General features: G+C 33.0%; 27 protein-coding genes and 1 pseudogene. 2 read left to right on the top strand and 26 right to left on the bottom strand.

What is annotated here, in order from left to right; all coding sequences use genetic code 11:
• Positions 1-75: 75 nt before the first annotated feature.
• The 7 genes from RMO53_RS05920 to RMO53_RS05890 all read right to left on the bottom strand — a co-directional run bounded on the left by RMO53_RS05920 (position 76) and on the right by RMO53_RS05890 (position 6994).
• Positions 76-957: an SDR family oxidoreductase gene (locus RMO53_RS05920; protein WP_310378925.1), complete on the bottom strand. Its 882-nt coding sequence runs from the start codon at positions 955-957 to the stop codon at positions 76-78.
• Positions 958-1124: 167 nt separating this feature from the next.
• Positions 1125-2252, bottom strand: a complete 1128-nt coding sequence (locus RMO53_RS05915) for a methionine aminotransferase (RefSeq protein ID WP_310378924.1) — start codon at positions 2250-2252, stop codon at positions 1125-1127.
• Between the two features lie 113 nt (positions 2253-2365).
• Positions 2366-2866: a nuclear transport factor 2 family protein gene (locus RMO53_RS05910; protein ID WP_310378923.1), complete on the bottom strand. Its 501-nt coding sequence runs from the start codon at positions 2864-2866 to the stop codon at positions 2366-2368.
• A 104-nt stretch (positions 2867-2970) separates the two neighbouring features.
• A complete protein-coding gene (locus RMO53_RS05905) occupies positions 2971-4722 on the bottom strand; it encodes a serine hydrolase (RefSeq protein WP_310378920.1) in 1752 nt (583 codons plus the stop codon).
• Positions 4723-4890: 168 nt separating this feature from the next.
• Complete coding sequence (locus RMO53_RS05900) at positions 4891-5514, bottom strand: hypothetical protein (protein ID WP_310378918.1); 624 nt, start codon at positions 5512-5514, stop codon at positions 4891-4893.
• Positions 5511-6770 (bottom strand): DNA cytosine methyltransferase, encoded by a 1260-nt coding sequence (locus tag RMO53_RS05895; RefSeq protein WP_310378917.1) that lies wholly within the window; start codon positions 6768-6770, stop codon positions 5511-5513. The genes RMO53_RS05900 and RMO53_RS05895 overlap by 4 nt, the downstream gene beginning before the upstream one ends.
• A 2-nt stretch (positions 6771-6772) precedes the next feature.
• Positions 6773-6994: a helix-turn-helix transcriptional regulator gene (locus tag RMO53_RS05890; RefSeq protein ID WP_310378914.1), complete on the bottom strand. Its 222-nt coding sequence runs from the start codon at positions 6992-6994 to the stop codon at positions 6773-6775.
• Positions 6995-7125: 131 nt separating this feature from the next.
• Between RMO53_RS05890 and RMO53_RS05885 the strand changes: the two are divergent.
• Positions 7126-7281: pseudogene (locus RMO53_RS05885) on the top strand (hypothetical protein); the annotation flags it as partial.
• 92 nt (positions 7282-7373) lie between these two features.
• Here the strand turns inward: RMO53_RS05885 and tnpA are convergent.
• From tnpA to RMO53_RS05825, 12 genes are all read right to left on the bottom strand, one after another.
• The gene (gene tnpA / locus RMO53_RS05880; protein WP_310378911.1) at positions 7374-7835 is read right to left on the bottom strand and encodes an IS200/IS605 family transposase; all 462 of its coding nucleotides are present in this window, start codon (positions 7833-7835) and stop codon (positions 7374-7376) included.
• 434 nt (positions 7836-8269) lie between these two features.
• On the bottom strand, positions 8270-10393 hold the full coding sequence (scpA, locus tag RMO53_RS05875; protein WP_310378909.1) for a methylmalonyl-CoA mutase: 2124 nt from the start codon (positions 10391-10393) through the stop codon (positions 8270-8272).
• A 35-nt stretch (positions 10394-10428) separates the two neighbouring features.
• Positions 10429-10731, bottom strand: a complete 303-nt coding sequence (locus tag RMO53_RS05870; protein ID WP_310378908.1) for a type II toxin-antitoxin system RelE/ParE family toxin — start codon at positions 10729-10731, stop codon at positions 10429-10431.
• Complete coding sequence (locus RMO53_RS05865) at positions 10721-10954, bottom strand: hypothetical protein (RefSeq protein WP_310378903.1); 234 nt, start codon at positions 10952-10954, stop codon at positions 10721-10723. The genes RMO53_RS05870 and RMO53_RS05865 overlap by 11 nt, the downstream gene beginning before the upstream one ends.
• Before the next feature lie 33 nt (positions 10955-10987).
• A complete protein-coding gene (locus RMO53_RS05860; protein ID WP_310378901.1) occupies positions 10988-11476 on the bottom strand; it encodes a hypothetical protein in 489 nt (162 codons plus the stop codon).
• Positions 11477-11492: 16 nt separating this feature from the next.
• Positions 11493-12857, bottom strand: a complete 1365-nt coding sequence (locus tag RMO53_RS05855) for a methylmalonyl-CoA mutase subunit beta (RefSeq protein WP_310378899.1) — start codon at positions 12855-12857, stop codon at positions 11493-11495.
• Between the two features lie 17 nt (positions 12858-12874).
• Positions 12875-13207, bottom strand: coding sequence for a septum formation initiator family protein (locus RMO53_RS05850; RefSeq protein WP_310378898.1), 333 nt, complete (start codon positions 13205-13207; stop codon positions 12875-12877).
• A 207-nt stretch (positions 13208-13414) separates the two neighbouring features.
• Positions 13415-14023 carry a uridine kinase gene (gene udk, locus RMO53_RS05845; protein WP_310378897.1) on the bottom strand — a complete coding sequence of 203 codons (609 nt, stop codon included), beginning with the start codon at positions 14021-14023 and terminating at the stop codon, positions 13415-13417.
• A gap of 215 nt (positions 14024-14238) precedes the next feature.
• Positions 14239-14706 (bottom strand): hypothetical protein, encoded by a 468-nt coding sequence (locus RMO53_RS05840; RefSeq protein WP_310378895.1) that lies wholly within the window; start codon positions 14704-14706, stop codon positions 14239-14241.
• A 396-nt stretch (positions 14707-15102) separates the two neighbouring features.
• Entirely contained in the window at positions 15103-15342 is a 240-nt protein-coding gene (locus RMO53_RS05835; RefSeq protein WP_310378893.1) for a YtxH domain-containing protein, read from the bottom strand.
• A 28-nt stretch (positions 15343-15370) separates the two neighbouring features.
• Complete coding sequence (locus tag RMO53_RS05830) at positions 15371-15523, bottom strand: lmo0937 family membrane protein (protein WP_310378891.1); 153 nt, start codon at positions 15521-15523, stop codon at positions 15371-15373.
• Positions 15524-15541: 18 nt separating this feature from the next.
• Positions 15542-16180 (bottom strand): porin family protein, encoded by a 639-nt coding sequence (locus RMO53_RS05825; protein ID WP_310378889.1) that lies wholly within the window; start codon positions 16178-16180, stop codon positions 15542-15544.
• 202 nt (positions 16181-16382) lie between these two features.
• Between RMO53_RS05825 and RMO53_RS05820 the strand changes: the two genes are divergently transcribed.
• Positions 16383-16592 (top strand): hypothetical protein, encoded by a 210-nt coding sequence (locus RMO53_RS05820; protein ID WP_310378887.1) that lies wholly within the window; start codon positions 16383-16385, stop codon positions 16590-16592.
• A gap of 162 nt (positions 16593-16754) precedes the next feature.
• Here the strand turns inward: RMO53_RS05820 and RMO53_RS05815 are convergent, their stop codons facing one another.
• The 7 genes from RMO53_RS05815 to RMO53_RS05785 form a co-directional block, all read right to left on the bottom strand.
• Positions 16755-16940, bottom strand: coding sequence for a general stress protein CsbD (locus RMO53_RS05815; RefSeq protein WP_310378886.1), 186 nt, complete (start codon positions 16938-16940; stop codon positions 16755-16757).
• A 182-nt stretch (positions 16941-17122) separates the two neighbouring features.
• Complete coding sequence (locus RMO53_RS05810; RefSeq protein ID WP_310378884.1) at positions 17123-17329, bottom strand: low affinity iron permease family protein; 207 nt, start codon at positions 17327-17329, stop codon at positions 17123-17125.
• A gap of 60 nt (positions 17330-17389) precedes the next feature.
• On the bottom strand, positions 17390-17608 hold the full coding sequence (locus tag RMO53_RS05805) for a hypothetical protein (protein ID WP_310378883.1): 219 nt from the start codon (positions 17606-17608) through the stop codon (positions 17390-17392).
• Between the two features lie 39 nt (positions 17609-17647).
• A complete protein-coding gene (locus RMO53_RS05800) occupies positions 17648-17878 on the bottom strand; it encodes a hypothetical protein (RefSeq protein WP_310378881.1) in 231 nt (76 codons plus the stop codon).
• A 183-nt stretch (positions 17879-18061) separates the two neighbouring features.
• Complete coding sequence (locus RMO53_RS05795; protein ID WP_310378880.1) at positions 18062-18463, bottom strand: low affinity iron permease family protein; 402 nt, start codon at positions 18461-18463, stop codon at positions 18062-18064.
• 373 nt (positions 18464-18836) lie between these two features.
• Entirely contained in the window at positions 18837-19511 is a 675-nt protein-coding gene (locus RMO53_RS05790) for a hypothetical protein (protein WP_310378879.1), read from the bottom strand.
• A 202-nt stretch (positions 19512-19713) separates the two neighbouring features.
• Complete coding sequence (locus RMO53_RS05785; protein WP_310378877.1) at positions 19714-21381, bottom strand: L,D-transpeptidase family protein; 1668 nt, start codon at positions 21379-21381, stop codon at positions 19714-19716.
• Positions 21382-21604: the final 223 nt, after the last annotated feature.

The following is a 21604-nucleotide window of genomic DNA, read 5'->3' as shown; positions in this document are numbered from 1 at the left end:
GCTAAAAAAAAGAGAACCCAATAAGTTCTCCTTTAATTTATAAACCTTTAACTTGCAGGTAGTAATCTTTCAGCGCTAGCTACTTTTCTTCGCTTTAATCATCATTTCTAGTTGATCCCAAAGTTCCTCCGGAATGGCTTCGAGCATATTAAATTCTCCCGCACCTTTCAACCATTCGCCACCATCAATAACAATAACTTCTCCGTTGATATAACCCGAAAAATCCGAAACTAAATAAGCAGCGAGATTGGCTAACTCTTGATGATTACCCACTCTTCCCAGAGGTACTTTCTTGGCCATGTCAAATTTATCGGCTAAGTTTCCGGGCAATAATCTGTCCCAAGCACCTTTTGTAGGAAACGGTCCAGGAGCAATAGCATTTGTACGGATTCCGTATTTTGCCCATTCCACAGCAAGACTTCTGGTCATGGCCAGTACACCAGCTTTTGCAGTAGCACTTGGCACCACATAAGCCGAACCTGTGAAGGCATAAGTAGTTGTAATATTCAAAACTGTTGCGCTGGTTTGTTTGGTATCTATCCAATGTTTCCCGAAAGCGAGTGTACAGTTTTTAGAACCTTTTAAGACTATATCAATTACAGTATCAAAAGCATTAGCTGATAATCTTTCGGTAGGTGAGATAAAATTTCCTGCAGCATTATTCAATAAAACATCTACTTTTCCGAAGGCTTTCAACACTTCTTGCAACATATTTTCGACTTGGTCGTAATGACGTACATCGCATTGTACGGCAAGACATGTTCCGCCAGTTTCGGATTCTAGTTCCTTTGCGGTATTTTTTAGTTTTTCTAAATCACGCGAAGTGATAGCTACTTTTGCACCCAATTCCATAAAATATTTGGTCATTGCTTTGCCCAAACCGCTTCCGCCACCGGTTACTACAATTACTTTATTTTCAAGAGCATTATCTCTTAACATTTTTGCTGAAAAATCCATAGTTTATTTTTTTAGAATTGTAAATATAGGAAAAATTAGTAGTATGCATGCATAGTAAACTTATAATTTTATTATGTTTCTTTTTTATGATTTTGTCATTGCGAGGCACGAAGCAATCTCTTATTGAGAGTAATATATGGGATTGCTTCGTGCCTCGTAATGACAAATCAAATACCACACAACCTTTTTGCAGCTTCTTCCAGTGTTCCATTGTCTTTCGCAAAACAAAACCGAATGAGTTTTAAGTCTTTTCCATCAGCATAAAAAGTAGAAATAGGAATGGCAGCAACTCCAAATTCTGTAATTAACCGCTTGCAGAAATCAACATCATTTTCATCCGAGATTGCTGCGTAGGAAACCACTTGAAAATACGTTCCTTCGCAAGACATCAATTCAAATCGGCTGTTGGCGAGTAATTTTCGAAAATAATCCCGTTTTTGCTGATAAAAACTTCCTAATTCATCAACCAAAACTAAATCAAGATACTCGCTTATAGCTATTTGTGAAATACTATTGACACTAAAAACCATAAACTGATGCACTTTTTTGATTTCTCTCATCAAGAATTCGGGTGCTACAAGATAACCCACTTTCCAACCTGTAATATGAAATGATTTCCCAAAGGAAGAAACCATAACCGTACGATTCAGTAATTTTTTGCGAGAATGTGTCGAAATATGTTGCTCTTCAAAAGTGATGTATTCGTAAACTTCATCGGATAATAAAATTACATCTTGGTATTTTTGTAACAGCTTTTCTAGAACTTCAAAATCAGTTTTGTTTAAAATTTTCCCTGTTGGGTTGTGCGGATTATTGATGATAATCATTTTTGTCTTGGACGTGAATGCTTTTTCTATTCGTTCCCAATTTGGGGTATAATCATCATTAAGGGCTATTCTCACTGGTTTTGCATTGCATAACAAAACGGGTGATTCGTAACAATCATAACTTGGATCGAGAATTAGGACTTCATCATTTGTTTTTACCAAAGCTAGAATTGTAGCAAAAATTCCTTGAGTTGCGCCAGCAGTAACAAGTAGTTCATTTTCTGGTTGTACGATTCTATTATAGGACTTTTGGATAAGTGTAGCTATTTTCGACAAAAGCGTTGAATAACCAGACATTGGTGTGTATTGATGCACATCTTCTTTGGCTAATCGAGCAACAATATTGGTCAACTTTTCGTCAACAGGAAAATTTGGAAAACCTTGCGCAAGATTTATAGCATTGTAATCGGAAGCCATTTTAGACATTACCGAAAATATACTTGTGGTTATGTGAGGAAGTTTTGACATCGTTTTTATAAAAAATAAAAGTACTGTTTAAAACCGATATAGAAAATATTTTAATGCTAAACCAAAAAAAAGCACCTCTTTTCAGAAGTGCTTGGGTAATTTAGTTTATATAGTTATTTTTTTGGAGCAGGAGCATCAATAGAAGCCATATCTCTAATACAAATGTATTTTCCGTCTCTTTTTTCAAAAATACTAATGTAGTTTCCGCTGCGTAATTTTGTAGCACTTGAATCTACAAGTACATAACTTCCAATTTCAACTACTTGATTGCCATCATTCGATGGGTAAATTTCATTTGCAACATAAGTAACTTTTGCTCCTTTTGGTGTATTTGCAATGTCTTCTTTAACCGATGCTAGAATAGCAGCTTTGCCAACTAATGGCATTTTTTCGTTTGGAAAACTGGTAGCATCATCCGCATAATAGGTTAGAGCATCCACATTTCCAGCATTGTAAGCGACTGCAAAAGCATCTTCCATAGCTTGTATTTCGGTCTTAATTTGATCGTTGTCTACTGCTGGCGCAACTACGACTTCTTCTACTTTTTTATTACATGCAATTGTTAAAGTTACAATAAGCAGTAATAGTCCTCTCATTAAAATCTTTTTTTTCATAATTATATTTGGTTTAAAATTACTTATGATGGTTTTGATCTTTGATTTGGGAGATTAAATTTAATATAAAATGTTGAATATCAGTGATATTTTTAATGTTTTTTTTATTTTCTATTGTATGGGAAATAATTTTGCCATTCATAAGGAGTATAAATGTCTTTGATGGCGACTTCTAATAATTCCTTAAAAACACCTTCGCCGTTATCACTATTGGTCATAATCATAATTCCTGTTTTTGCTTTTGGAAATAAAATAAAATAATGCTGAAAACCATCGCCGTGACCTTCTTTGAAAGTACCAAAACCATAAGGAGTTTGTAATATTCCCCAGCCTAAACCATACCCGAGTTGTATGCCGTCGTTTTGAGTTCCATCTTCAAGGGATAAAGCGCCTACTTGTCGTTTTGATTTTATATTAATTTGGTTTTTGAACAATTCATTCCATGATTTTTTAGATAGGATTTTATGATCTAAAACGGCTTTTAAAAACTGACCAAAATCCAATGCTGTAGTTTCTAAAGTGCCTGCACCTCGGGGTTCATTGTCGATATCTTTTTCATATTTTTCGCCAATAGTGTTGTGTCCATAAGCAAAATCCAGAGCAAATTTTTGTTGCCATTTGTAACTGGAGCGATTCATTTGTAAGGGTTTAAAAACGAATTCTTGAGCCAATTCTTCTAAATTTTTGCCTGTAATTTTTTCTAAAATAACTTGTAAATAAATTAATCCTTCGCCTGAATAACTAAATCTTGTTCCTGGTTTGGTTAGAACCCGCAGTTGTTGGTCGCTTTCAAACCATCTGTAATTTGGGAAACCTGTAGTGTGCGATAAACACATTCGAGCAGTAATTTGAGGATACAAACTATCCTTTTTTAATGCCGAATAATCATCGTGCCAGCGTGTAAGAGGTTTGTATTCGTGGATTTTTTTTGGCAAATACGATTCTAATGGTGTGTCTAAATCTATAATTCCTTGTTCTACAAGTTTCATGACCAAAACGCCAAAAACGGCTTTGCTAAAGGAAGCGCCGTATATATTGGTGGTTTCGTTAAAAGGAAGTTTCTTCTCATAATCTTTGTAACCAAAAGATTTTTCGTAAACCACTTTGTTATTATTAAAAACTGTAACTGCAATTCCTTGAATTTTCGCATCATTAACAAGTTGATTGATTTTGTTAGTCAATGAATCCGTTGATATGCTACTTCCGTCAAGCCGTTTTATGGTTTGAGCATCAGTTTTTGATGGTGTGAGCATTGTTACACTTCCAACAAGAACCACAATCATTTTTGCTATTGCATTCGTTTTTATAAACGGAATGGATAACGGATAATAACATTTTTGGGTATTAATTGCTTTAAAGATATTAATAAAAGTGACAATGATACTAAACGGAATTACGGCGATGAAAAACAAAAATCCCCAGCCTTCGATAGTTACTAGTGCAACAAACGACAGTAGGTATAAAAGTGTAATGCTGATTTGAAAATTGATAACTTTCCTGCCGTGAGTGTCATAAAGAACATTGTCTTCGCGCTTGTGAATCCATAAAAAAAGGGGAAATAATATGTTGCACAAAGGTAAAATCAATCCTAAAATTGGTGTGCCATGAAGGAGTAATAACCATTTGGTTTGAATGTTTTCCTGCTTTGGGTTTTCTAAAATCATTAAATCATCCAGCTCAATTTCGAGCGCTGTGGCTAATAATTTAATGGTTTGCAGGTGCGGATTTACATCTCCTTTTTCTATTCGCTGAATGGTGCGAACGGTTACTTGCGTTTTCTCGGACAATTCTTCTTGAGAAAACCCTTTTAGTTTTCGTTGGTAAACTAAATTTTTTGCAATTGATTGTGTTTCCATAAGGTGTGTTTTTTATAGGGACAAAGTTAGCCTTGGGTTGCGCACTTTGTAACGACATTTGGGTGTCACCTCACTGTCATTTGCAATGAATAAAGGGTTTTTACTATAATTGTTTTGAGGAGTTGTATAAATAGGAGTAAGAATAGATGAATAATTTTTACGCTGAACCTATTTTAAATTTAAAACTTTTTCTTTAGTAACAATTTGATTACTCTCAATTACTTTAACAGTTGGTGGTTCTGAAAAATTAAATAATTTCAATTCAATAATTAAGTCATTAAATTCTTCATTTGTAGCAACAATAACATTATCTAGCCCAATTACGTCACCACTTTTAATTTTAGCTTTTACACTCTTGGCTTCTGATTCTTCTAGGGTAACTAAGAAACTTAAAGCTTTTCTATGAACGTATTTTAAAGCTATTGCTTCTAAATCTGCTTGTTTATACCTTTCTCGTAGACTTGTTTTTGCTGAAATGCAAATTGGACCTCTTTCTGATGTATAAAACATCAAATCGTAAATTACATTTGGGACAAAAGCTACTTTTGCACTTATGTATAATGGGATTAAACCTTCACGAACAAATAGTGTAGCTAATATATATTCAAATATTTTTCCATTAAGATTATTATTACCTTCAGGATGTTTTTTATAAGCATCCCAATATGTCCTAATATAGTCAGAAGGCTTTTTATAATTTACTTTAAGAAAATCAGGCATTAATTGGTCAAACACAATTTCTGCTTTATTATCTTTCCCTACTGTAATCCCTAATTTATTAAGTTGATTCATTCGATATTAGTTATTAATTTTAAAATTTGTTCTGCTGTTGCCTGAATTGCAGGAACAGCAACGGAATTTCCAAATTGTTTATATGCAGAAGCGTCGGCAACTGGGATTATATAATTATCTGGAAATCCTTGAAGTCTTGCCCATTCTCGTGGAGTCATTTTTCTAATGCCTTCCCTGTTTACTTCACCTTTTATATGAGTAGTTGGTGTAAAATCAGTTATTCTCTTATCAATAACTAAGTTTCTTTCTCTACCCATTCCACCAACTACAATTGCATTTGATATTTCTTCATCACCAATTATTGCGTATCCAAAACCATTACCTTTACTTTCATGTCTTTCTTTATGATTAATCAAAGTTTGTAGATATTGTGTTGACAGATAATATTTAGTTGGAACAATTTTTTTTTCTTTTATTTTTTTAAAAGAAACTTTATCTTTAAATGGTTCAGGATATGTAAATGAATCAATTCCCAAATTTTTCCGGAATCCCACTATATATATTCGTTCCCTGTTCTGTGGTACACCAAAATTTTTTGCATTTACTATTTGTGGTTCAGGAACATAGTAATCTAAATCATTACGCAAAACATTTAAAATTGTTGCCAATGTTTTACCTCCGTTATGATTTCTTAAGCCTTTTACATTTTCAAGAAAGATAGCTTTTGGTCTTCTTTTTTTGATGATTTCAGCAACGTCAAAAAACAAAGTTCCTCTGGTATCTTCGAATCCGCCCCTTTTACCAGCTATAGAAAACGCTTGGCATGGAAATCCAGCACATAAAACATCAAAATTTTCAGGTATGTAGTTTTTCGTATATTCTTTAGTTATATCGCCAAAAGGAACTTCTCCAAAATTAGCTCTGTAAGTTTTTTTTGCATTTTCATCCCATTCACTCGTGAAAACACATTTACCTCCAAGGTTTTGAAGAGCTAATCTAAATCCACCAATTCCTGCAAATAAATCAATAAATTTAAAAGAATAATTTTTGGGTGTTGGAAAAGGTACATCTTCGACTTCAAAAAGTAATTGTTGTAATGCTATATCAGAAACAATATTTATATTATCTTCTTCATTTTTGTATTCAATAATTTGCTTTAAATATTCAGTTGCTGCTTCTTCAAAATGTTCTTTTACACCATTATTATAATTATGTAAATAATGTGTTAAGACAGCTTTTTTATTGTCTTCTTCTTCGATGAAGCGAATCTTAAATTTTTTCCCGTCAAATTCATCTATTGATATTTTCTCTTTCATTTTCATTTTTTAAAACTTTTATCACTAAAGAATGTTGCTAAATCGGTTTCTAATCCAGTAATAACCTTTTCGATTATTTCTATGGAAATATTTCTTTTCCCTTTTTCAATATCGGAAATGTAGTTTCTATCAACATTTGAAATATTCGCTAATTGTTCAATAGAGAGGTTTTTTTCTTCTCTTAAAATCTTTACTTTTTGCCCGAATTTTTCTTTTATATTCATGTGTTTAAAATTAGTTTTACGCCTACAATTGACCAGCCTACAATTGTAAGCATGAATTATTATTTTTCAACAAAGTTTTCAGATTTTAAAAACATAAAAAAAAACACCAACTTTTCGGTCGGTGTTTTACTTATTTAATAAATTCCTATAGCGTTTTTTTAACCCGCGCTAGACAAGGAATGATTATTTATGTTCCAAACGGTAATTGCGAAGATTTTACCAGACCAAATTATATTTATGATGGCACTTTTGATTTTTTTAAGAGTATTGGGATCGAAGAGATTTAGGAGTAGCCAATACTATTTATAATCCCGTTAGGGATTAAATAAGGTTAGTTAGCAGGTTTGAATTTATGGTTGGAATCCCTTTAGGGATGATATTATATTGGGTCTTTGAAAATATAACGTTCATCGTATTCAACTTCATATAGTTTTAAAAATTCTAGATATTCTTCTCTAAAGGATTTAGCAGTATGATGCTGTTCTTGATTTTTGATGTAATTTATTACACTATTTACCTGAGATTTAGAATAAGAAAATGCACCGTAACCTTCTTGCCATTCGAACTTTACTTTTAAAAATTTCTTTTCATTTATCCATTTCGAGGAATTACCCTTAATGTCTTGTAGTAAGTCAGAAATTGATTGCGTTGGTCGCATACCAATAAAAATATGGATATGATCCGACATTCCATTAATGGCTAATAATTTGTGGTTGTGATTTTTAATAATACCGGTTATGTATTGGTATAATTCGTTTTTGAATGAGGAATGTATTAACCCATCACGACGTTTTACCGCAAATACAAATTGAATGTGAATTTCTGTGTAGGTGTTTGCCATAATTATATCATCTAACAATATTTAATCCCTAACGGGATTTTGGATCTCGGTTTTTTTTTGTCTAACAATATTTAATCCCTAACGGGATTTTGGATATCGGATATTTTTTTGTCTAACGATATTTAATCCCTAACGATATTTAATCCCTAACCATATTTAATCCCTAACGGGATTTTGGATATCGAATATTTTTATTTGTCTAACCATATTTAATCTAACCATATTTAATCTAACCATATTTAATCCTAACCATATTTAATCTCTAACCATATTTAATCCCTAACGGGATTTTGGATTATGTTTTTGATTTTTTGTATAACCATATTTAATCTAACGATATTTAATCCCTAACCATATTTAATCCCTAACGGGATTTTGGATATCGGATATTTTTTTTGTCTAACCATATTTAATCCCTAACGGGATTATAAAACCTAATCTCCAATCAAAACCTCCAAAATACGAATCGCTGCTTCACTAATCTTTGTTCCAGGTCCAAAAACTGCAACAGCTCCAGCATCAAAAAGGAATTGGTAATCTTGTGCCGGAATTACACCACCTACAATCACCATTATATCTTGTCGTCCGAAGTTCTTGAGCTCTTCGATTACTTGTGGCACAAGTGTTTTGTGTCCTGCAGCAAGCGATGAAACTCCCAGAATATGCACATCGTTTTCTATGGCTTGTTTCGCGGCTTCGGCTGGTGTTTGAAAAAGTGGTCCAATATCAACATCAAAACCCAAATCGGCATAACCTGTGGCAACTACTTTTGCACCACGATCGTGACCGTCTTGTCCCATTTTAGCAATCATAATTCTAGGGCGACGTCCTTCTTTTTTGGCAAATTCGTCGGCTAGTTGTTTTGCTTTTTCAAAGCTTTTGTCGTCTTTTATTTCTTTGCTATACACACCGCTAAAGGATTTAATTTGTGCTTTGTATCTACCAAAAACGGTTTCTAGTGCAGTACTTATCTCGCCTAGAGTTGCCCGATTACGAGCAGCTTCGATGGCTAATTCGAGTAAATTACCTTCTTGGGTTTGAGCACAAAGGGTTAATTTTTTGAGTGAAAATGCTACTTTTTCTGTATTTCGTGTTGCTTTTATATGTTCTAATTGTTCGAGTTGTTGCTTGCGCACCATTTGGTTATCTACATCGAGAATTTGCAGCGGATCTTCTTTTTCTAACCGGTATTTGTTGACACCTACAATAATGTCTTGGTTGCTATCAATTCGGGCTTGTTTTCTGGCGGCAGCTTCCTCGATACGTAATTTTGGAATTCCTGCTTCGATGGCTTTGGTCATTCCGCCCAATTCTTCGACTTCTTCGATTAGTTTCCAGGCGCTTTGTGCAATTTCATGAGTCAAACTTTCGACATAAAAACTACCAGCCCAAGGATCAACGGTTTTTGTAATTTTGGTTTCTTCTTGTAAGTATATTTGGGTATTTCTTGCAATTCTTGCGGAGAAATCGGTGGGCAAAGCGATGGCTTCATCGAGTGCGTTGGTGTGTAAAGATTGTGTGCCACCAAATGCGGCTGCAGTAGCTTCGATTGTAGTTCGCGCCACATTATTAAAAGGATCTTGCTGGGTTAAACTCCAACCTGAAGTTTGACAATGGGTTCGTAATGCCAATGATTTTTCGTCCTTTGGGTTGAATTGTTTTACGAGTTTTGCCCAAATCATTCTTGCGGCACGCATTTTGGCAATTTCCATAAAATGGTTCATTCCAATGGCCCAGAAAAACGAAAGTCGAGGAGCAAACTCATCAATTTTCATGCCTGTTGCCAGTCCAGTTCTAATGTATTCTAAACCATCAGCAAGTGTGTACGCCAACTCAATATCAGCAGTTGCTCCAGCTTCTTGCATGTGGTAACCTGATATTGAAATGGTGTTGAATTTGGGCATTTTCTTACTAGTAAATTCAAAAATATCGGCTACTATTTTCATGGATTGCGTTGGCGGATAAATGTAGGTATTGCGTACCATGAATTCTTTTAGAATATCATTTTGAATGGTTCCTGATAGTTGTTCTGATCGCACGCCTTGCTCTTCGGCAGCAACGATATAAAAAGCCATTATGGGTAAAACTGCGCCATTCATCGTCATCGAAACCGACATTTCGTTTAGCGGAATTTGGTCAAACAACACTTTCATATCTTCGACAGAATCTATGGCAACACCTGCTTTTCCGACATCGCCAACTACACGTTCGTGATCGGAATCGTAACCTCTGTGTGTGGGTAAATCAAAAGCGATGGAAAGCCCTTTTTGTCCAGCGGCAAGATTTCTACGGTAAAATGCGTTGCTTTCTTCGGCGGTTGAAAATCCTGCATATTGACGAATAGTCCATGGTCTGCGAGCATACATTGTGGCATAAGGTCCGCGTAAATTTGGCGCAAAGCCAGCTCCAAAATCAAGATGTTCGAGGTTTTCGATGTCTTGATTTGAATAGGTTTCTTTTAATTCAATGCCTTCGGCGGTGAGGAAGTTTTTTTCTTCTGACTCCCAGTTTCCATCTTCTGACTTTTCTAATTTTATATGTTGGAGATTTTTTCTCATTTGAATTTGATGTAGAAATCTAAAGGAATTTTAGTTTAATAATTATTTCTATTCCTCCAAACTTTTGTGTTTCTTGAGGTATGAATTATGGCTTTAATTAGTATTTCCTTTTTATCAATTTCAAAATGTATCAAATAAGGAAATGTTTCTATTAAAGCAACTCTCGTTCCATCGTATCTAATTTGATATAAATGAGGCTTAACTCTTAAAATTTTTATTTCGTTTTTTACAGATTTTAAAAAACGACTTCCTAGATTTTTATTAACAATTACGTACCAAGAAGCGATTTCTTCAAGATCAATTTTAGCCAAAGGAAGAATGATAAGTTTATATTCCATCTTCAATTTCCTTCATAACTTCATCAAAATCTAAAGCAATTTTAGGATTTTTAAAATACTCAATTGTTCGCTCTCTTACTTCATCAATTTGCCATTGCGGAATAGTATATTCTCTTGAAGACGGCATGATGATTACATCTACTTCGTCAGCATTAAAAGTATCTGGCAATGTGATGTTTATTTTATGGTTCTTTACCTTAACGGTTTGTCTGATTGCTTCCATAAGTTTGTTTTTATATGTAAAAGTAAGTTTTTTTTATTGTTTTTGCGTCTCCAATTCGGCTTTAAGGCTCGCATCAACGATTTTAAATTTCCACTGTCTGTTTGAGTTGTTGCTATTGATGGCTTCAATCAATCCAGCACTAATGGTTACTCCTGAACCCACTGTAAAAAGCAAAAACGCTGCATTTCCGCCACTAGCGGCTACAATTATAGACGAACCTACGATTGCTAATCCTGTAACTAATACTACTGTTCGTATTGTTCCTAACAGTTTGGGTTGTTTTTTTATGCTTAGAACACTATCAATTTTTATGGATTGATTGTTAATTACAAAGGTTTCATTGTCAGTGAAAGTTAGGTTTCCAACGAGTTTTTTGCCTTCTAATGTTCTTATTTTGACACGTTGATTTTCTTCATATATTTTTATTTTACCATTGGTAATATTAGTAATTTGGATTGTTTTTTGTTGTGCTATTGCTGTAAAAGAAATAAGTGCAAGTAAGCAATAAAATAGGTTTTTCATAATCGTTTGGGTTTGTTTATTTTTCGTTTTCGAGTCTTTCTTGTTCTGTTTTTTCGGCCAATCGTTTTTCTATAATTGGAGTGATTAGTGTTTTTCGGGGTTTGTTTTTTACAAAAGGAAACAGTTCTAAATCGTGTTTCATGCTGTCGTTTTTGTTAGGATATTTGTTTGTTCCTAGCAAAATTTCTTTTCCTGTATTGAATAATTCTTGTTCTTTATCAGCGCTTTCTTGGATTTTTCTTTTGATGATTCCTTCGTTGAGTTGTTTTAGAAAACCACCATTTGCCTCGATGTCTTTGAATAAAAGTAATGCTTTTTCGGCAAGTTGATGCGTTAGACTTTCTATATAATAACTTCCGTCTGCGGGGTTATTAACTTTGTCAAAATAGCTTTCGTTTTTGAGAATTAGTAATTGATTTCGGGCAATTCTATCACCAAATTCATTGTCTTTGTGGTACAAAGCATCGTATGGGAGATTTGCAATTGCATTTGCACCGCCAAGTATTGCGCTCATACACTCGGTTGTGGTGCGCAACATATTTACGTTGTAATCATATATTGTTTTGTTGCGTTTTGTAGGCGAAACTATAAAATGACATTCAAAATTAGGATTATATTCTCTAGCAATTGTATGGAATAGCAATCGCATGGCTCGAAGTTTTGCAATTTCGAAAAAGTAATTTGTACCTACCGAAATTTGAAAAACTACAGGTTGGTTTATGGTTTTAACTCTGTTTAGATATTCGTTTGCATGAGCTAAGCTATAGGCAATTTGTTGTGTGAAATTGGCACCAGCATTTTGATATAATCCTGAGTCAATACTAATTAATGACTGGTTTATAATTGTGTTTGAAAGTAAATTTAGGGTTTCGAAATTGTTTTTCTCTTGTGTCTTATACCAGTTTCCATCCCTAGCTAATTGCCCGATTGGGTCCAGATTATAAAAAATTGTAGTCTTTTTTTTGTTGGTTATGGCATCAATTTTTTTTACGAAATCGATGGAGAGAAACGACAAATTGAAGTAGATGGTTTGGTTTTCTAAAGGTAGATTTTCGAGCAGTTTCTGGAGGTCTATATTTTCATCTTGTATGGTAAAACGTATGTTCTCGGCACCACGATTGATGCTGTCGTTTGCTCTGGTAATTGATTTGTCTATATCGTGTACAAAGATGTTTTGACAAATTTTAAACTGTGTTGCTTTTGTTTTTATTTCAAAACAGGTGTCAAAATCGTCTGAATTGTAAAATGGTTTTACTTTTATGTCTTCGGGAGAATTCCAGATTAGGGTTTGATTATAATCTGCACCATTGAGTTCAAACTGGATTTTTTGTTTCCATAGTTTGGTAGAAACGGGATTGAAATCTTGGAAAAGGTTTTTCATTTCGATTGTCTAAACTACTATTGTTTGTTTACTTTTTGTATGGTGTCACCTTCGTATTCGATGATGTAAATGTCTTCGCTATCTTTTTTCATGTAATATTTTTCGCGAGCGTATTTTTCTATTTGTTCTGGATTTTTGAGTTGTTTGATGCTTTGTTTGTCTTTGTTGATTTCCTCTAGATAGTATTTTTTGTTATCGTTTAGTTCATTGATTTGATGGTCTAGAAAACGATGGTCAAAATAGGAATAATTGTCTAGGAAAATCATCCAAGTGGCGAAGAATAGTAGAACCCAAACGTATTTGTTGCTTAAAAATTTGAACCAAGGTTTGTCTTTATATGAATTTGTCATAAAAAATTGTTTCTGTTTTAAGAGAATTTTGAATTGAAATCAAATGCCCTAGCCCTGATGGAAGCGGCATCCTTGTTGTTGTGAGATTGCCCACGCAAGCTTGCAATGACAAGATAGAGTGGACAGCAGGAAATAGCTTCAAATTGCCACGTTCCGCGCAATGACTGAATTGAGTACCATTTATTTTGTCATAAAATTACAATAAAATTATAGAATTCGTTGATTTATTACTGCGCGAACTACGTCTATGGCTACGGTGTTGTACTTGTCGTTGGGTATGATGATATCGGCAAAGGCTTTTGTTGGCTCGATAAATTGCTGATGCATGGGTTTTAAGGTGGTTTGATAGCGGTTTAGCACTTCGTCCATATCGCGGCCACGTTCCGAAATATCGCGTTTTAAACGACGGATTAATCGTTCGTCAGAATCGGCGTGGACAAATATTTTGATGTCGAATAGTTCTCTTAATTCGGGGTTTGTGAGTATTAATATTCCTTCGACGATCATTACTTTTCTGGGATGTGTGACGATTGTATCGTTTGTTCGGTTGTGTGTTACGAACGAATATACGGGTTGATTGATGGTGTTTCCGGCTTTTAATTCTTTGAGATGTGTAACCAATAGTTCGAAATCAATGGCTCGAGGATGATCAAAATTTATTTTTGTTCGCTCTTCATAACTTAAATTATGGGTTTCCATATAGTAGGAATCTTGTGCAATAATACCAACTTCGGTGTCTGGAAGTTCATTCATTATTTGATGAACTACGGTTGTTTTGCCTGAACCTGTTCCGCCTGCAATTCCTATTATTAGCATAAAAATAAGTGTTATTGTTTGGACAAAAATAGGAAAATTATTTCAGTGTGGTTTTTGTTTTTATAAGAAATATTAGCAATTAGGAGACTAATTTTATTTAGGTTTTTTTTAATAAAAATTAAGTTGGGATTAATCATGCAAAAACGGAGCAACCAGATTTGGTTGCTCCGTTTTGAATGAGATTGTAGAAATTTATTTTGTTTGAAAATCAAAAATTAATTGTTCCCGTTCCCTTTATTTCCTTTTTCGTGTTTAGCACTATTATTTTTATTGTTGCCATACGCTTTGTGGTTTTCTTTTCTATGACCTATGGATTTTTGAGGACTACCTTTATACCCTTTGTAATATTTTATCTTATCATTTTTGTAGTTATAGTATGGTCTTGATCCTTTGTAATTATTTATCACAACTTTGTAGCCTCTGTTTAAATCATAGTTTCTATATTGTCTTGGTAAATTACTTGATCGAACCCAAACTCCTCTGTTTAAATATATAAATTGTGTAGTTCTTACATCGTAATAGGTCTGAATGTCAGGAATGTAATAGTAGTTTGCGGAACTGTAACCTACTGGAGCCCAATAGGGTTGCGTTCCTAGATTTACATTTACTGAAACTTGTGCATTTACTGAATAGGATGCAAATTGCATCATTATAGCCAATGTAATTATTTTTAAAGTTTTCATTTTTTTTTGTTTAAATGGTTATATTATTTATAGTGTAAAGGTGAAAATAACTGATGCGTGATGTGTTACATCTTTATTTGTATTAGTTGTAAAATTCACAGTTTCAGACAAAGGGTTCGCTTTTGATATAAAAAAGGGTTTTAGACTACACCCAAAAAGTCAGACACTTTTTAGGGGTATTTTTATTTTGAAATTTATTTTTGATTGTGTCTTGAACAGCAGGTTTTATGGGTCTCAAAATTGTTAAAACTATGCACTCTAGTGTATTTTCCTTTTAGGTTCTAAAAAATTTGCTACGAATTTCACGAATTAATTCTTGAAATTCGTAGCAAAATCTATGCACAAGCAGCCTTTCGGTCTGCAAAATAAATCTATAGTATTCTAGTCCATAATGGTTTATTTCATCTCATTATTTTTGAACAGTTCTTTGCTGTCCTGCAAAACATTTTCATGTTTGCTGGTTGCATTTTGATATAAATCTTCAAATTTTATTTTCATATCATCCGCATAACCTTTGCCTTTATCCATAATTTTTTTTCTGGTTTTGGATCCTTTTTCTGGCGCTAACAAGATTCCTGCTATTGCACCAGCGGCTATTCCGCCCAAAACTCCTAATATTATTTTACCTGAATTCATAATTTCTATTTATTAATGATTAATTTATTTATAATTTTTTTCCTTGTATCACTCTTAATAATACAGCAACAATTGCTATAACTAGAAGAATGTGAATAATAGATCCAGCACTATAAGCGAAGAATCCAATAGCCCATAAAATGACTAAAATTACTGCGACGGTATAAAGTAGATTGTTCATAATTGTTGTTTTTTAAAGTTAAAAAATGGAATAAGAGAGGTATACATTAAGGACACTATTTTTTCCGTCAGGAAATATATAATTAGTTCCAAAATAGGTTTTTTCTTCCCCAACTGTTATCAACCCAAAATTGTATCGTACACCAAGACTAAAAGATTTTCCTTCAAATTCTACACCTGCAGCAACTCCTGTATCAAATTTTGTGAAATCGCCAGAATCTATATTATCTTCAAAATTGAAATTAATATCAGAAACATTTTTAACATTAGAATTCACTAAATACGATGCATAAGGACCTAATTGAACATTGAATTTATTGGTAATTTTGAAAACTGCCAAAACAGGAACTTCAATATAATTCAAATCAAATTGTGCAGTTCCATCAACAAAAACACTTTGGTAGGTTAGTTCTGAACCTTTGGTAGTGAAATACATTTCGGGTTGAATGGCAAACGAACTCGTGATGGGTAATTTTGCGAATATTCCAAAATTTACACCAGTAAGACTCTTGTTTTCGCTGGTATTATTGGTATTAATATTCGTGAAATTTACACCGCCTTTAATCCCGAATTTGAAATCATTCTTTAGCTGTGAAAAGGTCAATTGCGAGGCACTTATTAAGAGCATCATTGTCATTATAATTTTTGATTTTTTCATTTTATTTATATTTATTTGTAACATCATTATTACAATACAAAGGTCAATTCAATAGTTTTAGAATCTGTTATATAACTTTTTTGATTAGTTGCAACATTCACGCTTTTTGCAATACAATTCAATGAAAACGACGAGAACTAACTCGCCGCTATATTGCTTTTTTAATCTTTGTAACTTTTTAAATATTAAAAGAACCCGTTGGGTGAAATTAGTTTTTGATGAAAATTTTTCGTCTTCCGAAGCTACGAGACGAGTAATTTTCTCCCGAAGCTTCAGGAAGAAAATCGTACTTCGATTTCACTTAGGAGGACAGAACGAGGGAAATTTCATTAAAAACGGTTCTCCATACACGACACTTCGTGTAGCGAAGCGTATCGAGAAGTTTTGTTCCGCGTCACTTCGAGTTTTTTAAAATTTTAAATTTTGAAAAGTAGCGAGAACTACTTTACAAAAAAAAAAATCGAACTGACGTTCTTAATAATTACACCCAACGGGTTAAACGAATTAAAAAGTACATGGAACTCCTAAAGCCAAGTCTGGTCCAAAATTATCTACTATTTATTAAGACTTGTAATTATATTTCTCCAATGATTTTGAATAATTCTTCTTTAGTTTTTCCTAGTTTTATTTCGAGTTTAGCCATCATTTCTTCTTTTTTGCCATTTGCAAAAAGCAAATCATTGTCAGTCAGGGCGGCAAATTTTTGTTTTAGTTTACTTTTTTGCTCGTCCCAATTTCCTTTTAGTTCGGTAGTGTTCATTTTTTTAGATTTAGGTGCGAAAGTGTTTTCACGACAGTGCAAAGGTGGTTGTATTGTAACGACAAAGTGTTACATAACTTTAACTAGAAGTTGTATTATTCACAGATTTTGCAATAAAATCAATATTAATTTTCAGGATTTTTTTCTAATTTATTGACGCTATTAATGGGAGTTGAATGAAACTAATTTAAGGAGTTTTGATCCTCAAGCGCTTTGACTTGTTCTGCTAGTTCTGCATATTCTTTTGAAAGTTTCGTTATTTCTCGTTCTGTTTTTTCTTCGGCATTAATGACAGAGTTATTGGCTGGTTCGTGAGATGAAACCAACTCATTAACTTTTAAATGTAAAGAACCTGAAAACCTGTTGAATGATTTTTGGATAATGAACATACTTAAAAAAGTTGTTCCAAAAATTTTCTCCGTGAAACTATATATGTTTCATTTTTGAAATTATTTTGTTGCTAAGTTTTGATTTTCGATATAATTCTTTAGCAAGATTTTTAATGAATTATTGTACTCTTTCAATGATTTAAGATTAATTTTTGGGTTTAGTACGTTAGGAATCGTGACTGGCATTTCCAGAATAAATTCTGATAATTCAGGATATTTTTCTTTAATTTTTATGGTAATTTTTAAAATTCTCTCGTTGATTTCTTTTTCGGTTTTCATAAGTTCTGTTTTTTTGCAGGACTAAAACTATTTTTAATACTATTTCAAAAAATCCTGATAATCAAAAATATTATCTTCTTGCGCTTTTACAGAACAGCCTCTGGCCTTGTCATAAAATTCTTGTTCCAATTTATTTGAGGCTTCATTTGGATGCATCGAGAAACCTTGACGCCATTTAGCATTGCTATTGTTGCCCTCAATTAACACTTGAATTTTCGCTAAAGTGTCTTGAATTTTGGCTACATTTATTAGGGTTTTCTTTGCTGTCATCATAGTGTGTTTTTTGTCGGGAATGTATTTTCGAGACTTTACAAAGATGACCTGCTTTGGTCAAGAATGTGTTACACAACTTTCGGGATAAGTTGTATTATTCACAGATTTTGCAATAAAATCAATATTAATTTTAGAATTTTTTTCTAATTTATTTACGCTATTAAACAGAGTTGAATGAAACTAATTTAAGGAGTTTTGATCCTCAAGCGCTTTGACTTGTTCTGCTAGTTCTGCATATTCTTTTGAAAGTTCCGTTATTTCTCGTTCTGTTTTTTCTTCGGCATTAATGACAGAGTTATTGGCTGGTTCGTGAGATGAAACCAACTCATTAACTTTTAAATGTAAAGAACCTGAAAACCTGTTGAATGATTTTTGGATAATGAACAAACTTAAAAAAGTTGTTCCAAAAATTAAATCTCCAATAATTTGGTGAAGATCACGTGTGGTAAATAAATTGTTAATCCACCAGAAAATGACCAAGCAAAAAGCCAAAATAAAGGTAATCGAATTCCCTAAAATTGAAGTAGTTATTGATGCAATACGTTCAAAAATTTTCTCGGTGTAGCTGTATATTCTTTTCATTTTTAGAATTTATTTTAGGGATGAATTTTGATTTTCAATTCTTTATCCAATTTATATATTGTATAAAGAAAATCAATGTCATTTGTTAGTACCAAAATTTAAATTGTGGTGAGCGACTTCTTCCCTTGACTAAACAACATTGATTCTTTTTTTTATGCATTAATTTTTATTCATTTTCTATACTGTAAACTTCTAAAAATAGTAGGATGCAATTGTTATATAACTTCGGGAATTAGTTGCATAATTCACTGAGTTCAAATTATTCAACTCCATAATTGTAATTAAACCTTTGAATTTCTCTTTCGATAGTTTATAAACATAAAAATGACAGCCATTTCTGACTGCCATTCCTTCCTTGAACTAATAACCAAAATTATTCTTTAGCTGCGGCAGTTTCTCTACTTTTAGCTCCTATTCTGTTCATTTTGAACATTGGGGCAAATTTGAATTTAATGGATGCGATTTTAGTGTTGTCTGATGCTGATAAACCCTCTTTTTCTACAGTGTTTTTTCTGCTGTCCAGTGCTTCGTACATTAATTTAATCTCATCATAATCTTCTCTTGAAAAATCACTTTTATTGTCTTTGTAGGATTGAAAAAAAGTATCATAAACATTAAGAATATTATCTTTGTTGACCCAAGTAAAGCTCATATCAGCGCCTATTTTTCCGGCTCCAAACAATCGATCTCTCAACAATTGGGACGAACTTGGTTTGGCTATTGCTGCAAGTTTATTTGCTTCTATACTTAAATTAAATTCATTGTATTTTGTTGTTGAAGCGTCAATTTTTGCTTGTGATGCTAACTTATTTTCTTTATCAAGATTAATCGTTGCGTCATTTGCATTTAGTTCTTTGTTCTCAAAATCTTCGGATATTTTGTCCCAGTTGGCTTCTCTTTCTGAAGCTGAAATTGTTTCTAATGAATCTACAAAACTTTCTAATTCTCCAATTCGTTTATCGGCCAATTCTTTTTCTTTGTTGTTACAAGAAACTATTCCTATTAGAATCATTGATACCAATCCAATTTTAAATACATTTTTTTTCATAATAATTGCGGTTTAAGAATATTCAATTAAGTTCAAATATTTAATGTAAAACTACCTAGAACGTAACTTTATAATGTTACATAACTTTTGATAAAAGTTGTAATATTCACACTGTCTGAATCTTACATTTTTGTTTCGCTTTGATTTTAAAAAAAAGTGAATGCCATAAAAAGACAGCCACCAAACCAAAACCAAAAAAAAATCATTCTCCAAAAATCTCATTGGACAGTTGCTTGTCTAAATTATAGATGTCATTCCTGAAATTCAATTGCCCTGTATGATCCACCCAAGAAGTGAAATAAACAATATAAACAGGGATTGTTGGCTTAATAGGAATGCCAAATTCCTTATTGGTTTTTAAAATTGTAGCTACTCTTTCTTGATTCCAAGACGCATCGTTTCGGAGGAAATGCATCAGCAATTTATTAGGATTTTCTACTCGGATGCAACCGTGACTGAATGCCCGTTTGGACTCGTTGAACAACCCTTTCGAAGGTGTGTCGTGTAAATAAATATTGAAATTATTAGGAAATAAAAACTTCATTTTGCCCAATGCATTATCTGGGCCAGGTTTTTGTCGAATGATAAAAGGAACATTTCCTTTGTATTTACCCCAATTTATGGTTGATGGATTTATGACTTTATCACCGGAAAGTACTTCCATATTATTGTTTGCCAAATAATTTGAGTTTTCTTTTATGTGCGGGATAATTTCATTATTTATAATGCTGTTGGGTATATTCCAGTAGGGATTTAGCATAATTCGGGATATATTTCCTTTGAAAATAGTGGTTTGTTTTGCATCTTTTCCCACTACAACATTCGTAGTCCAAATTAATTTACCCTTTTCGATAATATGCAACTTGTATTCTGGGATATTGACAAGCAAAAATTCATTTTCCATATTTACGGGAACCCAACGCAATCGCTCTAAATTCAGCATCATTTGTTTGATTCTAAATTCGACTGGTTTGTTTAATTCAGTCAAGGTTTGGGTGTTTATTTTTCCGTTTGCTATCAAACCCATTCGATGCTGAAAATGGGTTACCGCTTTTGCCAATTCATCCGTAAAAATAATTGAACCGTCATTCTTTTTCAAATCTCCACTTAAAAATAAATGTTGTTTTACAGCTAATATACAAGAATCAGTTTCTGTAACCGACAACTCTTTTTTTGTGGTGACCACAACCGGAAAGCCTCCTTTTTTGTAGATTTCACGATAGTCTCTTAATTTTTCTTTTAAAGTTTTATAGTATGGATTTACAGGTTCTGAAATTTTTTCTCCCTTACTTAAATCCACTAGTGAATCGAGCAGAATTTGATAATTTTTCTTTTTTCTTGGAATAAACCAGTCTAACTCACCGGGGTTTTTAGCAATCCCTTCGTACACTTTTTTTGAGTATTTAAAAAAGGTGGTGGTTAGCAACAATTCTAATTCTTTTACACGATTTTCTTTAACCAATGACGTTTTTTTGTCGTTTGAAATTAGCCCAATCAAAGAGTCTAACGGAATGTTTTTAAAACTTGTATCATTAAAATCAGCGCTGTAATTCTGGATTTGGTTGTAGAAAATTGGTACCGAAGCCGTCATCCCTTTTTTGTTGAACCAAGCAAATTGATATTCGCGTCTTTCATAAAATTGATTGACTTCACTCATAATAGTATCACTTTCTGGGAATGCTTCGAAATAGTCATTTACAGCTTTTTCATCAAGGATTAAATCTGTGTAATTTTGGGTTTTATAAACGCTTGTTTTAGCGAATTCTTTGTCTTTGCATCCCAAAAACATCAAACATACCAACTCTAAAAAAAGAATATTGCTTTTGATATTGCTCTTAAAAGTGGATAAAATAATAGATTTTAAATTCATAATTTTATTTATTTAAGTAACCTGTTGGGTATAATTAATTTTTTTTTAATACACTTCGTCAAAGCTCAGTGCAGGCTAGAAACATAGATTTTTTAAATTTAAAAAGGCGTTTCACTTATTTTAAGAAAATCATAGCATACTGAATTCATTTACCCGAGCAATAGCGAACGGGCGAAGAAAATGGGCTATCTATGTCTTTATATTCAAATTATCTATGTGTTTA

Origin of the sequence: Flavobacterium sp. (genome assembly GCF_031409475.1) — a bacterium.
Lineage (GTDB): Bacteria > Bacteroidota > Bacteroidia > Flavobacteriales > Flavobacteriaceae > Flavobacterium.
The sequence above is the reverse complement of the archived record's forward strand: the minus strand, read 5'-3'. Positions and strand labels throughout refer to the sequence as shown.

Bases quoted from the DNA above. Each gene is read 5' to 3' on its own strand.
- RMO53_RS05920 (WP_310378925.1), bottom strand. From the start codon at position 957: ATGGATTTTTCAGCAAAAATGTTAAGAGATAATGCTCTTGAAAATAAA.
- RMO53_RS05915 (WP_310378924.1), bottom strand. From the start codon at position 2,252: ATGTCAAAACTTCCTCACATAACCACAAGTATATTTTCGGTAATGTCT.
- RMO53_RS05910 (WP_310378923.1), bottom strand. From the start codon at position 2,866: ATGAAAAAAAAGATTTTAATGAGAGGACTATTACTGCTTATTGTAACT.
- RMO53_RS05905 (WP_310378920.1), bottom strand. From the start codon at position 4,722: ATGGAAACACAATCAATTGCAAAAAATTTAGTTTACCAACGAAAACTA.
- RMO53_RS05900 (WP_310378918.1), bottom strand. From the start codon at position 5,514: ATGAATCAACTTAATAAATTAGGGATTACAGTAGGGAAAGATAATAAA.
- RMO53_RS05895 (WP_310378917.1), bottom strand. From the start codon at position 6,770: ATGAAAGAGAAAATATCAATAGATGAATTTGACGGGAAAAAATTTAAG.
- RMO53_RS05890 (WP_310378914.1), bottom strand. From the start codon at position 6,994: ATGAATATAAAAGAAAAATTCGGGCAAAAAGTAAAGATTTTAAGAGAA.
- tnpA (WP_310378911.1), bottom strand. From the start codon at position 7,835: ATGGCAAACACCTACACAGAAATTCACATTCAATTTGTATTTGCGGTA.
- scpA (WP_310378909.1), bottom strand. From the start codon at position 10,393: ATGAGAAAAAATCTCCAACATATAAAATTAGAAAAGTCAGAAGATGGA.
- RMO53_RS05870 (WP_310378908.1), bottom strand. From the start codon at position 10,731: ATGGAATATAAACTTATCATTCTTCCTTTGGCTAAAATTGATCTTGAA.
- RMO53_RS05865 (WP_310378903.1), bottom strand. From the start codon at position 10,954: ATGGAAGCAATCAGACAAACCGTTAAGGTAAAGAACCATAAAATAAAC.
- RMO53_RS05860 (WP_310378901.1), bottom strand. From the start codon at position 11,476: ATGAAAAACCTATTTTATTGCTTACTTGCACTTATTTCTTTTACAGCA.
- RMO53_RS05855 (WP_310378899.1), bottom strand. From the start codon at position 12,857: ATGAAAAACCTTTTCCAAGATTTCAATCCCGTTTCTACCAAACTATGG.
- RMO53_RS05850 (WP_310378898.1), bottom strand. From the start codon at position 13,207: ATGACAAATTCATATAAAGACAAACCTTGGTTCAAATTTTTAAGCAAC.
- udk (WP_310378897.1), bottom strand. From the start codon at position 14,023: ATGCTAATAATAGGAATTGCAGGCGGAACAGGTTCAGGCAAAACAACC.
- RMO53_RS05840 (WP_310378895.1), bottom strand. From the start codon at position 14,706: ATGAAAACTTTAAAAATAATTACATTGGCTATAATGATGCAATTTGCA.
- RMO53_RS05835 (WP_310378893.1), bottom strand. From the start codon at position 15,342: ATGAATTCAGGTAAAATAATATTAGGAGTTTTGGGCGGAATAGCCGCT.
- RMO53_RS05830 (WP_310378891.1), bottom strand. From the start codon at position 15,523: ATGAACAATCTACTTTATACCGTCGCAGTAATTTTAGTCATTTTATGG.
- RMO53_RS05825 (WP_310378889.1), bottom strand. From the start codon at position 16,180: ATGAAAAAATCAAAAATTATAATGACAATGATGCTCTTAATAAGTGCC.
- RMO53_RS05815 (WP_310378886.1), bottom strand. From the start codon at position 16,940: ATGAACACTACCGAACTAAAAGGAAATTGGGACGAGCAAAAAAGTAAA.
- RMO53_RS05810 (WP_310378884.1), bottom strand. From the start codon at position 17,329: ATGTTCATTATCCAAAAATCATTCAACAGGTTTTCAGGTTCTTTACAT.
- RMO53_RS05805 (WP_310378883.1), bottom strand. From the start codon at position 17,608: ATGAAAACCGAAAAAGAAATCAACGAGAGAATTTTAAAAATTACCATA.
- RMO53_RS05800 (WP_310378881.1), bottom strand. From the start codon at position 17,878: ATGACAGCAAAGAAAACCCTAATAAATGTAGCCAAAATTCAAGACACT.
- RMO53_RS05795 (WP_310378880.1), bottom strand. From the start codon at position 18,463: ATGAAAAGAATATACAGCTACACCGAGAAAATTTTTGAACGTATTGCA.
- RMO53_RS05790 (WP_310378879.1), bottom strand. From the start codon at position 19,511: ATGAAAAAAAATGTATTTAAAATTGGATTGGTATCAATGATTCTAATA.
- RMO53_RS05785 (WP_310378877.1), bottom strand. From the start codon at position 21,381: ATGAATTTAAAATCTATTATTTTATCCACTTTTAAGAGCAATATCAAA.